Origin of the sequence: Paraburkholderia sp. J76, from assembly GCF_905220295.1 — a bacterium.
Lineage (GTDB): Bacteria > Pseudomonadota > Gammaproteobacteria > Burkholderiales > Burkholderiaceae > Paraburkholderia.
Window position 1 is genome coordinate 67,884 of the sequence record NZ_CAJMZJ010000003.1, and the last position, 14,517, is coordinate 82,400.

Consider the following 14,517-nt stretch of genomic DNA (forward strand, 5'->3'; position numbering starts at 1 on the left):
GGCGGACGGTGCGGGTATTGCTTTATGTAGTTTTGCGTATTGTGCCGCAACAGCGGGGCAGCGTACGCTTTGCACCCAACGGAGGAGCAGTTTTCAAAGCTCGCGCGGCTCGTTTGGGCCCGTGCGCGCAGCCCGGCCGGGCTGCCGGCTTCACGGCAACGCCACCGGGGCATGACTAGAATTGAGCGGCCGGACGCGCTCGACGTCCGCGCGACAAACCGGATTGGCGGATTTCCATTCGAGGAAGGGACACACTGATGAACAAGGTCTACAAAAGCGCGGCTGCCGCGCTCGAGGGCATCGTCAAGGACGGCCAGACATTCGCGGTTGGCGGCTTTGGCCTCTGCGGCATTCCTGAAGCGCTGATCGGCGCACTGCGCGATACGGGCGTGAAGGGCATCACCTGCATCAGCAACAACGCGGGTGTGGACGGCTTTGGCCTGGGCCTGCTGCTGGAGACGCGCCAGATCAAGAAAATGATCTCGTCCTACGTGGGCGAGAACAAGGAATTCGAGCGTCAGTATCTGTCGGGCGAACTCGAACTCGAATTCACGCCGCAAGGCACGCTGGCTGAAAAGCTGCGCGCGGGCGGCGCGGGCATTCCCGCGTTCTTCACGAATACCGGCTTTGGCACACTGATCGCCGAAGGCAAGGAAACGCGCCAGTTCGGCGACAAGCATTACGTGCTCGAGCATTCGCTCACGGCGGATGTCGCGCTCGTGAAGGCATGGAAGGCCGACAAGTCGGGCAACCTGGTTTTCCGCCGCACGGCGCGCAACTTCAACCCGATGTGCGCGATGGCGGGCAAGATCACCGTAGCGGAAGTGGAGGAGATAGTCGAGAACGGCGCACTCGATCCGGACGCCATCCATACGCCGGGCATCTTCGTGCAACGCATCGTGCTCAACGCGCATCCGGAAAAGCGTATCGAACAACGCACCGTGCGTGCAGCATCGAGCAACCCGGCGGGAAACTGAGGAAGGAGACCGATCATGGCATGGAATCGTGACGAAATGGCCGCGCGCGCGGCGAAAGAACTGCAGGACGGCTTCTACGTGAACCTCGGCATCGGGCTGCCCACGCTCGTGGCCAACCACGTGCCCGCAGGCGTGGAAGTGTGGCTGCAGTCGGAAAACGGCCTGCTCGGCATCGGCCCGTTCCCGACCGAGGACGAAGTGGACGCCGACATGATCAACGCAGGCAAGCAGACGGTGACGACGCTGGCGGGGTCGTCGATTTTCTCTTCCGCTGACTCGTTCGCGATGATTCGCGGCGGCCACATCAACCTGGCGATCCTCGGCGCGATGCAGGTGAGCGAGAAGGGCGATCTGGCCAACTGGATGATCCCCGGCAAGATGATCAAGGGCATGGGCGGCGCGATGGACCTCGTGGCGGGCGTTGGCCGCGTGGTCGTGTTGATGGAGCACGTCGCGAAGGGCGACCAGCACAAGATTCTCGAAGCCTGCACGCTGCCGCTGACTGGCGTGGGCGTGGTCGATCTCATCATCACGGACCTCGGCGTGATGGAAGTGAGCGAGGCCGGACTGAAGGTGACCGAGCTTGCACCGGGCGTGACGGTGGACGAGATCAAGGCCAGGACTGGCGCGCCGCTCGATGTAAGCGCCGTGAGCTGAATGTCGTAGCGTAAGCATGATTTGCGGCGGGCGAGACTTCGGTCTCGCCCGTTTTGTTTTGCGGTGCTTGCATTGTTGCGCGTTGGCGTCGCGTTGAAACGTCGGCCAAACGGCATAGGCCGGATGGGAGAGGGGGGCGGTGTTCGGAACGCTGCCCAGCGCGGCGCGAAGCCCGGCCTGAGGCGCCACGGGGTACGGTTTGCGTGCGGCGTTGCGGCCGATGGCGCGGGGCAAAGCCGTTTACAATCGGTCGAAAGCCTTGATGCGCCTTCGAGCGAGGATCCCGCGATGACCGAATCGACCGCCGTGCCGCGCCAGCAATACGTTCAGTGTCTCAGTCCCGCGGGCCTGCACCGCATCGCGTACACCGAGTGGGGCGCCCCCGCCAATCCGCGCGTGCTTGTATGCGTGCACGGGCTCACGCGCTCGGGGCGCGACTTCGACCGCTTTGCCGCCGCAATGGCCCACACGCACCGTGTCGTGTGCCCGGACGTGGCCGGCCGGGGCCTCTCGTCGTGGCTGGCCGACGCACGCGGCTACGGCGTCGCGCAATACGTGGCGGACATGGTCACGTTGATCGCGCGCACCGGCGTCGAGAAGGTGGACTGGTTCGGCACCTCGATGGGCGGCCTGATCGGTCTCGCGCTCGCGGGGCTGCCGGGTACGCCCATTGGCCGCATGCTGCTCAACGACATCGGGCCGCATATCGAACCTGCGTCGCTTGCGCGTATCGGCGAATATGTGGGGGTTGGCGGGACTTTCGCCACGCTCCAGCAAGGGATCGACAACGCGGCGCTTCTTGCCGCCTCGTTCGGGCCGCTGAGCGTCGAGGAATGGCGCGAGATCAATACGCCATTGCTGCACGAAGTGGAGGGGCAGTGGCGCTACCGCTACGACCCGCGCATTTCGGAGCCTTTCAAGGCAACTACGCCGGAGCAGAACGAAGAAGGCGAGAAGTTCCTGTGGCGCTCGCTCGCGGCGTTCGAAGGGCCGGTGCTGGTCGTGCGCGGAGCGCTTTCGGACCTGCTGTCGCGCGAAACGGTCGCGAAAATGGTCGAGACGGGACGCAACGTATCGAGCGTCGAAATCGAGGGCGTGGGGCATGCGCCCGCGTTCCTCGCGGCCGACCAGATCGCGATCGCGCGCCGTTTCTTCGACGGGGATGCCCCTCGCGCGTCATAATATGAGATTCGCCGGCATATTCGGGCCCGCAGTCATGCGCACCGGATGGCGTCGGCGCGGAAGTCGACCGTTTTTCACTTCTCAACAGGAATTTTCATGGCAGTCATTCGTCACCACGTTGGCCCGCGTCTCTCGGAAACCGCCATTCACAACGGCACCGTCTACCTGGCTGGCCAGATCGCCGAGGACACGAAGCAGGACATCGGCGGTCAGATGCGCGAGGTGCTCGGCCACATCGACCGTCTGCTTGGCGAGGCGAACAGCGACAAGTCGTTGCTCCTCTCGGTGCAGATCTATATTGCCGACATGAAGGATTTCCCCGGCATGAACGCCGAGTGGGACAAGTGGGTCGCGCAAGGCGCGACGCCGCCGCGCGCGACGGTCGAAGCGAAGCTCGCGAATCCGGAATGTCTAGTCGAAATCGTCGTGGTGGCCGCGCAGCGCGATTGAGCGCGAGTCGTTCAGTCGGCGTAATGTCCTGGCGCTTGTTTGATCATCTTTGTTGTCGCCCGTCCGGCATGCCGGCGGGCATCGTCTCATGAGTAGCGAAACCGTTCCGCCCGCCCCCGTGGTTGCCGCCGATACCGGCGCGCTGCCGTCGCTCGACGACGCGCTTGCGTTCGTGCGCGCGCACACCGGCGACGCACGTCTTTCCACGGGCGAGCCGCTCATCGAGCACGCGCAGGGCACGGCATCCATCATGAGCCGGCTCAACGTCGATCCGCCCGCCGTGCTCGCGGCGGCGCTCTTCAATCTCGCGCCGCATCTCGACGATCCGGAAGCGACGCTCGAGGCGCAGTTCGGTGCGGAAGTCGCGAAGCTCGTGTTCGACGTGCGCAAGCTGCTGCGGCTGGGCACCGTGAGCCAGCGCGCGGCGCAGCAGGCCGTGCCCGAAACGGGCCGCGAAGGGCGCGACGCCCAGGCAGCGCGGCGCGCGCAGGTGGAGTCGCTGCGCAAGATGCTGCTCGCGTTTGCGCAGGACATCCGCGTCGTGCTGATCCGGCTCGCGTCGCGCCTGCAGTCGCTGCGCTTTTACGCGGCGGCGAAGATCACGCCCGCGCCGGAGATCGCGCACGAAACGCTCGAAATCTACGCGCCGCTCGCCAACCGGCTCGGCATCTGGCAACTGAAGTGGGAACTGGAAGATCTCGCGTTCCGCTTCCAGGAGCCCGATACCTATAAACGCATCGCGAAGCTGCTGGACGAGAAGCGCGTGGAGCGCGAGAGCTACGTGTCCGAAGCGATTGCGCGGTTGCAGAGCGAGCTGGCCGCGGCGCATATCCCGGCTGACGTGAGCGGGCGGCCCAAGCACATCTACAGCATCTGGAAAAAAATGCGCGGCAAGGAGATCGACTTCTCCGAGCTTTACGACGTGCGCGCATTCCGTGTGATCGTGCCGGACATCAAGGATTGCTATACGGTGCTCGGCATCGTGCACAACCTCTGGCAACCGGTGCCGAAGGAGTTCGACGATTACATTTCGCGGCCCAAACCCAACGGCTACCGTTCGCTGCACACGGTGGTGATCGGCGACGACGGGCGCGCGTTCGAAGTGCAGATCCGCACGCAGGAAATGCATCAGTTCGCCGAATACGGTGTGGCCGCGCACTGGCGCTACAAGGAGGCCGGTTCGAAGGGTTACGGCGGCCAGTTCAGCGCGAGCAGCAGCTACGACGAGAAGATCGCGTGGCTGCGCCAGTTGCTTGCCTGGAAGGACGATGTTTCGGATGGGCGCCAGCCGTGGGAGCAGTTGCGCCAGGCCACGCTCGACGACGACCACATCTACGTCCTCACGCCGCAGGCCCGTGTGATCGCGCTCCCGCTCGGCGCGACGCCGCTCGACTTCGCTTATCACCTGCACAGCGAACTGGGCCATCGCTGCCGCGGCGCGCGCGTGGACGGCGCGATGGTGCCGCTCAATACCCAGCTTCGCAACGGCCAGACGGTCGAAATCGTCTCGGTGAAGGAGGGCGGTCCGTCGCGCGACTGGCTCAACCCGCAGCTTGGCTACCTGCATAGCCCGCGGGCGCGCCAGAAGGTGCGCGCGTGGTTCAACGCGATCGAGGCGCAGGAGAACATCGCCAACGGCCGCGCGATGGTGGAAAAGACGCTGCAGCGCGAGGGCCGCACGTCGGTCAATCTCGATCAGCTCGCGGCCAAGCTCGGCTTCAAGTCGCCCGACGACCTCTTCAGCGTGGTCGGCAAGGAAGAGTTCAGCCTGCGCAACGTCGAGCACGCGTTGCACGACGCGCCCACGGCCGAGCCCGAAGAGGAGACGCCCGAACAGCTCACCAAGCGCGCGAGCGGCGCTAACGTCGCGCATGGCGGGTCGTCGGGCGTGCTGGTGGTCGGCGTGGATGCACTGCTTACGCAACTCGCGCGCTGCTGCCGCCCCGCTCCGCCCGACGCGATCAGCGGTTTCGTCACGCGCGGCAAGGGCATGTCGATCCACCGCAGCGACTGCCCCACCTTCCGCCGCATGGCCACCCGCGCGCCCGAGCGTGTGCTGCACACCACGTGGTCCGCCGACGTGATGGGCGGTCGCGGCCAGTCGGTCTATCCGGTCGATATTTCGATCGAGGCCACCGACCGCCAGGGGTTGCTGCGCGACATCTCCGAAGTGTTCGCGCGCGAGAAAATGAACGTGATCGGCGTGAAAACCCAGTCGCGCCGCAATGCGGCGTATATGCAGTTCACGGTGGAGGTGTCGAATTCCGCGCAGATCCAGCGCGCGTGCGTGCTGCTGGGCGAGGTGGGCGGGGTGCAGCGGGCGTCGCGAAGGAGTTGAAGCGGCAGGACGGATTGCCGCGCTGCAAAAAAATGCTTGCCAAGTGCGCGGGTACTTCATATAATCTTTCTTCTTCAGGCTCGTAGCTCAGCTGGTTAGAGCACCACCTTGACATGGTGGGGGTCGTTGGTTCGAGTCCAATCGAGCCTACCAACGAAATCGAGGTCGCGGCGAGTGTGTTGCCGAGGCTTCAAATGCAGTAAAAAGCGCTACGCGCTCAAGGCGAATACGGTTATGACACCGCGAACGTTTACCGAAACTACTTCGGAGCGACGCTAGTCGAGGACCTCTTTCGCCTCTGCAGTCTGGTTTGAAAAGTGAATGCGGCCCCTCGAAAGCGGGGCCGCATTTTTTTTCGCCGCGAAGTTTTCCGCGGTCTGTTCCCACGAACAATACGTTGTGCCTTTGCGGCACTTCTGGAGAAGAACATGGTTGCGATACGTCTGCCCGACGGTTCGGTTCGACAGTACGATCATCCCGTCACGGTCGCCGAAGTGGCGGCTTCGATCGGCCCCGGTCTCGCGAAGGCGGCGCTCGGCGGCAAGCTCGACGGCGAACTGGTCGATACGTCGACGCTGATCGATCGCGACGCATCGCTCGCCATCGTCACGGACAAGGACGCCGACGGTCTCGACATCATCCGTCATTCCACGGCGCACTTGCTGGCCTACGCGGTTAAGGAGCTGTATCCGGAAGCGCAGGTCACGATCGGGCCGGTGATTGACAACGGCTTTTACTACGACTTCGCCTACAACCGTCCCTTCACGCCCGAAGATCTCGAAAAGATCGAAAAGCGCATGCAGGAACTCTCGAAGAAGGACGAGCCGGTGTCGCGCCGCGTCGTCACGCGCGGCGAGGCCGTGGACTACTTCAAGAGCATCGGCGAGAAGTACAAGGCCGAGATCATCGAGTCGATTCCGGGCGCGGAAGAGATCAAGCTGTACTCGCACGGCGGCTTCACGGACCTGTGCCGCGGCCCGCACGTCCCGTCCACGGGCAAGCTGAAGGTCTTCAAGCTCATGAAGGTCGCGGGCGCCTACTGGCGCGGCGACTCGAAGAACGAGCAACTGCAGCGCATTTACGGCACGGCCTGGACGAAGAAGGAAGACCAGGATCAGTATCTCCACATGCTCGAAGAGGCCGAAAAGCGCGACCACCGCAAGCTCGGCAAGCAACTCGACCTGTTCCACATGCAGGACGAGTCGCCGGGCATGGTGTTCTGGCACCCGAAGGGCTGGACGCTCTGGCAGCAGGTCGAGCAGTACATGCGCGGCCGTCTGCGCGTGGCCGGATACGACGAAATCAAGACGCCGATGATCATGGACCGCTCGCTGTGGGAAGCGTCGGGCCACTGGCAAAACTATCGTGAAAATATGTTCACGACGGAGTCCGAAAAGCGCGACTACGCGATCAAGCCGATGAATTGCCCGGGTCACGTCCAGGTGTTCAACCACGGCCTGCGCTCGTACCGCGATCTGCCCCTGCGCTATGCGGAATTCGGCTCGTGCCATCGCAACGAGGCGTCGGGCGCGCTGCACGGCCTCATGCGCGTGCGTGGCTTCGTCCAGGACGATGCGCACATCTTCTGTACGGAAGACCAGATCATCAGCGAGTCGATCGCCTTCAACACGCTGGCGATGAGCATCTACAAGGATTTCGGGTTCGATCACATCGACATCAAGCTGTCGCTGCGCCCGGAGTCGCGCGCGGGGACGGATGAAACGTGGAATCGCGCCGAACATGGCCTGCGCGAGGCGCTCACGGCCTGCGGCCTGCAATGGGAAGAGTTGCCGGGCGAGGGCGCGTTCTACGGCCCGAAGGTCGAGTACCACATCAAGGACGCACTTGGCCGGTCGTGGCAGTGCGGCACGCTTCAGCTCGACATGGTCCTGCCGGAGCGCCTTGGCGCCGAGTACGTGGCCGAAGACAACAGCCGTCGCCGCCCGATCATGCTGCATCGCGCGATCCTCGGTTCGATGGAGCGTTTCCTCGGAATTCTGATCGAGCACCATGCCGGCGCGATGCCGCCGTGGCTCGCTCCGGTGCAGGCCGTTGTGATGAATATCGCGGAAAGTCAGGCCGAATATGCCGCTAATCTGGCCCAATCGTTGCAAAAACAAGGGGTTAGAGTGGTGGCCGATTTGCGCAACGAGAAAATTAGCTATAAAATACGCGAGCACACGCTTGAGAAGGTCCCGTACCTGCTTGTCGTCGGCGACAAGGAGCGTGAAGCACAAACGGTAGCCGTGCGTGCCCGTGGCGGCGTCGATCTGGGTGTCATGCCCGTCGGCGCATTCGCTGAGCGTCTGGCGCAGGACGTCAAGACGTTCAAGTAAGCCACCTGGCAGCGCGGCTCGTTTTTTTAATTTTTAGAGGAAACGTAACATCGCTACGGATAAGTCGCATCGCATCAACGGTGAAATCACTGCACCCGAGGTGCGTCTCGTCGGAGTCGAGAACGAGCCGCTCGGTATCGTAAAGCTGGCTGATGCGTTCCGCATGTCGGAACAGCAAGACGTCGATCTGGTTGAAATTGCCCCCCAGGCAGTGCCGCCCGTGTGCCGCCTGATGGACTACGGCAAGTTCAAGTACCAGGAATCGAAGAAGCAGCACGAAGCCAAGCTGAAGCAGAAGGTCATTCAGGTCAAGGAAGTCAAATTCCGCCCGGGTACCGATGACGGCGATTACAACGTCAAGCTGCGCAATCTCATCCGCTTCCTCGATGAAGGCGACAAGACGAAGATCACGTTGCGTTTCCGCGGCCGCGAAATGGCTCACCAGGAAATCGGTATGCGCATGCTCGAGCGCCTGCGCACCGACCTCGAAGAAGTCGGCCAGGTCGAGCAAATGCCGAAGATGGAAGGGCGCCAGATGATCATGGTGCTCTCGCCCAAGAAGAAGAAGTAATCCGGCGCGCCGCGCGGTCGTTCGATGCGCGGCGGTCGAAAGCAGTTTTCAATGACGTCTTCGGCGCCCAGGTGCGGAAGGCGGCAAGCAGGTTCCGGAACGGCGCCCGCGCGCTGCACGTGAAGTGCGGCAAACGGGCGTTTTTCCTGAAAGCGGCGGCAAGCTTGTTTTTCAAAAGCCAGCCAGTCGCCAAAACAAGTGGAGTGGGTTTCGAAGGGCGGAGTCCCGGCAACGCGTGCGAACGTCGAGCCAACCGCACACCCATGTCCATCAAATAATGGAGTTGTCTGTCATGCCGAAGATGAAGACCAAGAAGAGCGCTGCAAAGCGCTTCGTGGTTCGTCCGGGCGGTACCGTCAAGCGCGGTCAAGCCTTCAAGCGTCACATCCTGACGAAGAAGACCACCAAGAACAAGCGTCATCTGCGTGGTGCAACGGCCGTTCATGATTCCGATCTGAACTCCGTGCGCGCAATGCTGCCGTTCGCGTAATCCTCAACCGATAACTCATAGGAGCGAAACATGCCTCGAGTCAAACGTGGGGTTACCGCACGGGCCCGCCACAAGAAGATCATCAACCTGGCCAAGGGTTACCGCGGCCGTCGCAATAACGTCTATCGCATCGCCAAGCAGGCGGTCATGCGCGCTGGCCAGTACGCCTACCGCGATCGCCGCAACAAGAAGCGTGTGTTCCGCGCACTGTGGATCACGCGTATCAACGCGGCGGTGCGTCAGCACGACATGACCTACAGCGTGTTCATCAACGGCCTGAAGAAGGCTTCGATCGAACTCGACCGTAAGGTTCTGGCTGACATGGCTGTGTTCGACAAGGCTGCATTTGCTGCGATCGTCAAGCAGGTGAAGGCCGCCGTCGCTGCCTAAGCGCTGGTAAGCATAGGTATTGCGCAGGTTCGTTGCAGCAGATATTCCGGTCGTTTCGGTGATGCTGCAACAAAAACGGGGCTCCTCACCGAGCCCCGTTTTTGTTGGTAATCACGCTTCTTGCGCCGCTTCATGCAGTGTCTTCGCGCCGTCGTCGCCGGGCTTCATTATGGCGTGCCGTGAGCGCGGAGATGCTCCAAGTCTCAAACTCTGACGCTGAAAAGATGGGATCAATGGATCTGGACCAGATTGTTGCCGACGCGCAAAGCGCGTTCGCTGGCGCGCCCGACGTCAACACGCTCGAAAACGAAAAGGCCCGCTTTCTCGGCAAGTCCGGCGCGCTGACCGAACTGCTCAAGGGCCTGGGCAAGCTCGACGCCGAAACGCGCAAGACCGAGGGCGCGCGCATCAACGCCGTCAAGCAGCAGGTGGAAGCTGCGCTCAACGCGCGCCGCCAGGCGCTTGCGGACGCGCTGCTGAACCAGCGTCTCGCCGCCGAGGCGATCGACGTCACGCTGCCGGGCCGCGGCACGGGCACGGGCAGCCTGCACCCCGTGATGCAGACGTGGGAACGCGTCGAGCAGATCTTCGGCTCGATCGGCTTCGACGTGGCCGACGGTCCCGAGATCGAAACCGACTGGTACAACTTCACCTCGCTCAACAGCCCGGAAAATCATCCTGCGCGCTCGATGCAGGACACGTTCTACGTGGACGGCAAGGACGCCGACGGCCGTCAGCTTTTGTTGCGCACGCACACGAGTCCGATGCAGGTGCGCTACGCGCGCACGCACACGCCGCCCATCAAGGTGATCGTGCCAGGCCGGACGTATCGCGTGGACAGCGACGCCACGCACTCGCCGATGTTCAACCAGGTCGAAGGCCTGTGGATCGAAGAGAACATCAGCTTCGCGGACCTGAAGGGCGTCTACACCGACTTCCTCAAGAAGTTCTTCGAGCGTGACGACATTCAGGTGCGCTTCCGTCCGTCGTACTTCCCGTTCACGGAGCCTTCGGCCGAAATCGACATGATGTTCGAGCACGGCAAGAACGCCGGCAAGTGGCTCGAAATCTCGGGCTCGGGCCAGGTGCATCCGACCGTGATCCGCAACATGGGCCTCGACCCGGAGCGCTACATCGGCTTTGCGTTCGGCAGCGGCCTCGAACGCCTGACGATGCTGCGTTATGGCGTGCAGGATCTGCGCCTGTTCTTCGAAGGCGATCTGCGCTTTTTGCGCCAGTTCGCCTGAACGAAGCGACGCCGCAGCGCTAATTTCGTTAGCAGCGCGCGAGGCGGACGCAGCACCGGAAGACGGTGCGCGAGAACCCTTCGCTGTGGTCACAATCTGTCTGGAACGTAAAACCAAATGCTATTCCCCGAATCCTGGCTGAGAAGCTTTGTCGATCCGAAGCTCACGACCGATGAACTGGCCCACGCGCTCACGATGGCCGGCCTCGAAGTCGAAGGCCTGCGCCCGGCCGCGCCGCCCACCACGAAGATCGTCGTGGGCCGCGTGCTCGAAGTCGTGAAGCACCCGGACGCGGACAAGCTCAATGTCACGCAGGTCGATGCCGGCACCGGCGCGACGCTGCAGATCGTGTGCGGCGCGCCTAACGTTGCGCCCGGCATCAAGGTGCCGGTGGCGCTCGTGGGCGCAGAACTGCCGCCCGCGGAAGAGGGCGGCAAGCCGTTCGCGATCAAGCTCTCGAAGCTGCGCGGCGTGGAAAGCCAGGGCATGCTGTGCTCGGCGCGCGAACTGAAGCTCTCGGAAGACCACAGCGGTCTCATGATCCTGCCGGAAGACACGCCGATCGGCCAGGACATCCGCGAAGCGCTGAATCTCGACGACACCGTCTTCGAAATCAAGCTCACGCCGAACAAGGCCGATTGCCTTTCGGTGTACGGCATCGCGCGCGAAACGGCGGCGATCACGGGCGCGCCGCTGCAGGCGCCCGTGTATCCGAAGGTCGAAGTGAAGCTCGACGAAAAGCTGCCCGTGAAGATTTCGGCGCCGGACCTGTGCGGCCGCTTCTCGGGCCGCGTGATCCGCGGCGTGAACGCGCACGCGAAAACGCCGATGTGGATGGTCGAGCGCCTCGAGCGTTCGGGCCAGCGCAGCATCTCGGCGCTCGTCGATATCTCGAACTACGTGATGCTCGAACTCGGCCGCCCGTCGCACGTGTTCGATCTCGACAAGATCCACGGCTCGATGGACGTGCGCTGGGGCAAGAAGGGCGAAACGCTCAAGCTGCTCAACGGCAACACGGTCGAAGTCGATGAAACCGTGGGCGTGATCGCCGACGATCGCGAGATCGAAAGCCTCGCCGGCATCATGGGCGGAGACAGCACGGCCGTCACGCTCGACACGACGAACATCTATCTCGAGGCCGCCTTCTGGTGGCCGGACAGCATCCGCGGCCGCTCGCGCCGCTACAACTTTTCGACCGATGCAGGCCATCGCTTCGAGCGCGGCGTGGACTGGTCGACGACCGTCGAGCACATCGAGCGCATCACGCAACTGATCCTCGACATTTGCGGCGGCGCTGCCGGCCCGATCGACGATCAAACCGTGAACGTGCCGAAGCGCGAGCCGGTGACGATGCGTGTGGCGCGCGCGAACCGCATCATCGGCGTGAAGATCGGCGCCGATGAGATCGCGCAGATTTTCACGCGTCTGGGCCTCGCGTTCGAACGCAACGTTGACAAGGCGGGCGAGGACAGCTTCAGCGTCACGCCGCCGCCGTACCGCTTCGACATCGAGATCGAGGAAGACCTGATCGAAGAAGTCGCGCGCATCTATGGCGTCGAAAAGATTCCGGCTCTGCCGCCGGTCGCGCGCAGCGAAATGCGCGCCACCAACGAAACGCGCCGCTCGATCCACGCCATTCGTCACGCGCTCGCCGCGCGCGACTACGCCGAGACGATCAACTTCAGCTTTGTCGACGCCGAGTGGGAACAGGACTTCGCGGGCAACGCGAATCCCGTGAAGCTGCTGAACCCGATCGCGAGCCAGCTCTCGGTCATGCGCACGACGCTGTTCGGCAGCCTCGTCAACGTGCTGCGCCACAACCTCAACCGCCGCGCGGACCGCGTGCGCGTGTTCGAGGCGGGCCGCGTGTTCCTGCACGATCCGTCGATCAAGGCAGGCGAGATGACGGTGGAAGGTTTCGCGCAACCGAAGATGATCGGCGCGCTCGCCTACGGTCCCGCGCTCGAAGAGCAGTGGGGCGCGCAGACGCGCGGCGTGGACTTCTTCGACGTGAAGGGCGACCTCGAAGCGTTGTTCGCATCGCTGGGCGCGGTCAAAACGCCGCGTTTCGTGAAGGCCGAGCATGCCGCGTTGCATCCGGGTCGTAGCGCGCGCATCGAAGTCGATGGCAAGTCCGTGGGCTGGATCGGCGAACTGCATCCGCGCTGGATGCAGAAGTACGACCTGCCGCACGCACCGATGCTCTTCGAAGTCGAGGCCGACGCGCTGATGGCGCGCGAGCTGCCCACGCCTGCGGAAGTCTCGAAATTTCCGCCGGCGCGTCGTGACATCGCTCTTGTTGTCGATCAAAAGATCGAGGTGCAAGCGTTGCTCGACGAGTTCCAGAAGGGCATGCAAGACGAGGCTTGCCGGATTGTGCAGAGGGTTGCGCTTTTCGATGAATTTCGTGCAAAATCAAATACTTCCGGACTTGGCGCGGACGAGAAAAGCCTTGCCTTCCGGGTGACCCTGCAAGATACTGGCGGAACCCTTCAGGACGAAACGGTCGATGCGGCCATCAAGTCCCTGGTGGATCGCCTGGCTCGAGTGTATGGCGCCCGGTTGCGCGGATAAGCTCCTCGGCTCATCACGTACCGACATCGGCTACCGGTTGGCGAGGTTGCAAGTCAACCCCGCAACCGGCAGCGCGCCATTTCATAGATAGATGAACGAAATGAACTCGAGTGATTTCGAAGCCCTTCTTGCGGCACAGCGTAGCGCCATGATTCGCGACATTCCTGCCTCGTCGGCAAGCGCCACGAACGACACGCCCACGCTGACCAAAGCCGAACTCGCTGAGCTGCTGTTCGACAACGTCGGTCTCAACAAGCGCGAAGCGAAAGACATGGTCGAAGCCTTCTTCGAAGTGATTCGCGACGCGCTGGAAAGCGGCGACAGCGTGAAGCTGTCGGGCTTCGGCAATTTCCAGTTGCGCGACAAGCCGCAACGCCCCGGACGCAATCCGAAGACGGGCGAGGCGATACCCATCGCGGCGCGTCGCGTTGTGACGTTCCATGCGAGCCAGAAGCTCAAGGCGCTCGTGGAGAGCGGCGCCGAGGCAAGCTTCCCGCGCTGATGCGTTGAGCTTGTCTGCCCGCGGCGGTGGCAATATGGCGGGCGTGAACGAATAAGTAGAAATAGCGGACTTCAAGGACCCAGGCGGCGACGCCTCATTGCGCAACCACCACCACGGCAAACCGGCGATGACATCGACAAGCGAAAAGGTCGTCTTGCCTCCCATACCCGCCAAGCGCTACTTCACCATTGGCGAGGTGAGCGAGTTGTGCGGCGTGAAGCCTCACGTGCTGCGGTATTGGGAGCAGGAGTTCACGCAGTTGAAGCCGGTGAAGCGGCGCGGCAACCGTCGTTATTACCAGCATCACGAGGTATTGCTGATCCGTCGCATTCGCGAACTGCTCTACGAGCAGGGCTTCACGATCAACGGCGCGCGCAATCGGCTCGACGCGCACGGTGCGGCGGCCGACGAAGCGGGGCAAGCCGAAGCCGTGGGTGCGCCCGCCGCCGAAGGCACGACCGCGCTCGTGGACGTCGATCAGTTGCGCAAGGAATTACTGCATGTGCTCGATGCGCTTGGGCGCTGAACAGCCGCGCTGAAGGGATGCATGCGGGACGTTCACGAATTACTCGCGAAGCGGTTCTAATTAGAGAAACTCTCTGTTATACTTTCTAGCTCTCGGGGCGTAGCGCAGCCTGGTAGCGTACCTGCATGGGGTGCAGGTGGTCGGAGGTTCAAATCCTCTCGCCCCGACCAAAAATAGAGCCCGCGTAATCGAAAGATTACGCGGGCTTTGTCTTTTGGGCTTCAACTTTTTGCGCGCTGCAAAACGCGTGGCGCAATAACACCGCAAGTTCCGGCTG

At 62.8% G+C, this 14,517-nt stretch carries 13 protein-coding genes and 2 tRNA genes; all 15 read left to right on the forward strand.

What is annotated here, in order from left to right; all coding sequences use genetic code 11:
• Nucleotides 1–257 precede the first annotated feature (257 nt).
• The 15 genes from U5768_RS06905 to U5768_RS06975 all read left to right on the forward strand — a co-directional run bounded on the left by U5768_RS06905 (nucleotide 258) and on the right by U5768_RS06975 (nucleotide 14,410).
• Complete coding sequence (locus U5768_RS06905) at nucleotides 258–977, forward strand: CoA transferase subunit A (protein ID WP_322029657.1); 720 nt, start codon at nucleotides 258–260, stop codon at nucleotides 975–977.
• A 15-nt stretch (nucleotides 978–992) separates the two neighbouring features.
• Nucleotides 993–1,634 carry a CoA transferase subunit B gene (locus U5768_RS06910; protein ID WP_322029658.1) on the forward strand — a complete coding sequence of 214 codons (642 nt, stop codon included), beginning with the start codon at nucleotides 993–995 and terminating at the stop codon, nucleotides 1,632–1,634.
• Between the two features lie 288 nt (nucleotides 1,635–1,922).
• Nucleotides 1,923–2,816, forward strand: coding sequence for an alpha/beta hydrolase (locus tag U5768_RS06915; protein ID WP_322029659.1), 894 nt, complete (start codon nucleotides 1,923–1,925; stop codon nucleotides 2,814–2,816).
• Between the two features lie 96 nt (nucleotides 2,817–2,912).
• The gene (locus U5768_RS06920) at nucleotides 2,913–3,266 is read left to right on the forward strand and encodes a RidA family protein (protein WP_028216802.1); all 354 of its coding nucleotides are present in this window, start codon (nucleotides 2,913–2,915) and stop codon (nucleotides 3,264–3,266) included.
• 88 nt (nucleotides 3,267–3,354) lie between these two features.
• Nucleotides 3,355–5,604: a bifunctional (p)ppGpp synthetase/guanosine-3',5'-bis(diphosphate) 3'-pyrophosphohydrolase gene (locus U5768_RS06925; RefSeq protein ID WP_322029660.1), complete on the forward strand. Its 2,250-nt coding sequence runs from the start codon at nucleotides 3,355–3,357 to the stop codon at nucleotides 5,602–5,604.
• Between the two features lie 76 nt (nucleotides 5,605–5,680).
• Nucleotides 5,681–5,757 (forward strand) — tRNA-Val (locus U5768_RS06930).
• A 275-nt stretch (nucleotides 5,758–6,032) separates the two neighbouring features.
• Nucleotides 6,033–7,940 carry a threonine--tRNA ligase gene (thrS, locus tag U5768_RS06935; protein WP_322029661.1) on the forward strand — a complete coding sequence of 636 codons (1,908 nt, stop codon included), beginning with the start codon at nucleotides 6,033–6,035 and terminating at the stop codon, nucleotides 7,938–7,940.
• 49 nt (nucleotides 7,941–7,989) lie between these two features.
• Entirely contained in the window at nucleotides 7,990–8,511 is a 522-nt protein-coding gene (gene infC / locus U5768_RS06940; protein WP_167056659.1) for a translation initiation factor IF-3, read from the forward strand.
• A gap of 292 nt (nucleotides 8,512–8,803) precedes the next feature.
• Entirely contained in the window at nucleotides 8,804–9,001 is a 198-nt protein-coding gene (gene rpmI / locus U5768_RS06945; RefSeq protein ID WP_004191477.1) for a 50S ribosomal protein L35, read from the forward strand.
• A 30-nt stretch (nucleotides 9,002–9,031) separates the two neighbouring features.
• The gene (gene rplT, locus U5768_RS06950) at nucleotides 9,032–9,391 is read left to right on the forward strand and encodes a 50S ribosomal protein L20 (RefSeq protein WP_004192938.1); all 360 of its coding nucleotides are present in this window, start codon (nucleotides 9,032–9,034) and stop codon (nucleotides 9,389–9,391) included.
• Between the two features lie 233 nt (nucleotides 9,392–9,624).
• Nucleotides 9,625–10,638 carry a phenylalanine--tRNA ligase subunit alpha gene (pheS, locus tag U5768_RS06955; RefSeq protein ID WP_322029662.1) on the forward strand — a complete coding sequence of 338 codons (1,014 nt, stop codon included), beginning with the start codon at nucleotides 9,625–9,627 and terminating at the stop codon, nucleotides 10,636–10,638.
• A gap of 117 nt (nucleotides 10,639–10,755) precedes the next feature.
• Nucleotides 10,756–13,212, forward strand: coding sequence for a phenylalanine--tRNA ligase subunit beta (gene pheT / locus U5768_RS06960; protein ID WP_322029663.1), 2,457 nt, complete (start codon nucleotides 10,756–10,758; stop codon nucleotides 13,210–13,212).
• 91 nt (nucleotides 13,213–13,303) lie between these two features.
• Nucleotides 13,304–13,714 (forward strand): integration host factor subunit alpha, encoded by a 411-nt coding sequence (locus U5768_RS06965; RefSeq protein WP_028204248.1) that lies wholly within the window; start codon nucleotides 13,304–13,306, stop codon nucleotides 13,712–13,714.
• 127 nt (nucleotides 13,715–13,841) lie between these two features.
• A complete protein-coding gene (locus tag U5768_RS06970; RefSeq protein ID WP_322029664.1) occupies nucleotides 13,842–14,240 on the forward strand; it encodes a MerR family transcriptional regulator in 399 nt (132 codons plus the stop codon).
• A 93-nt stretch (nucleotides 14,241–14,333) separates the two neighbouring features.
• Nucleotides 14,334–14,410: transfer RNA gene (locus tag U5768_RS06975), tRNA-Pro, on the forward strand.
• Nucleotides 14,411–14,517 lie beyond the last annotated feature (107 nt).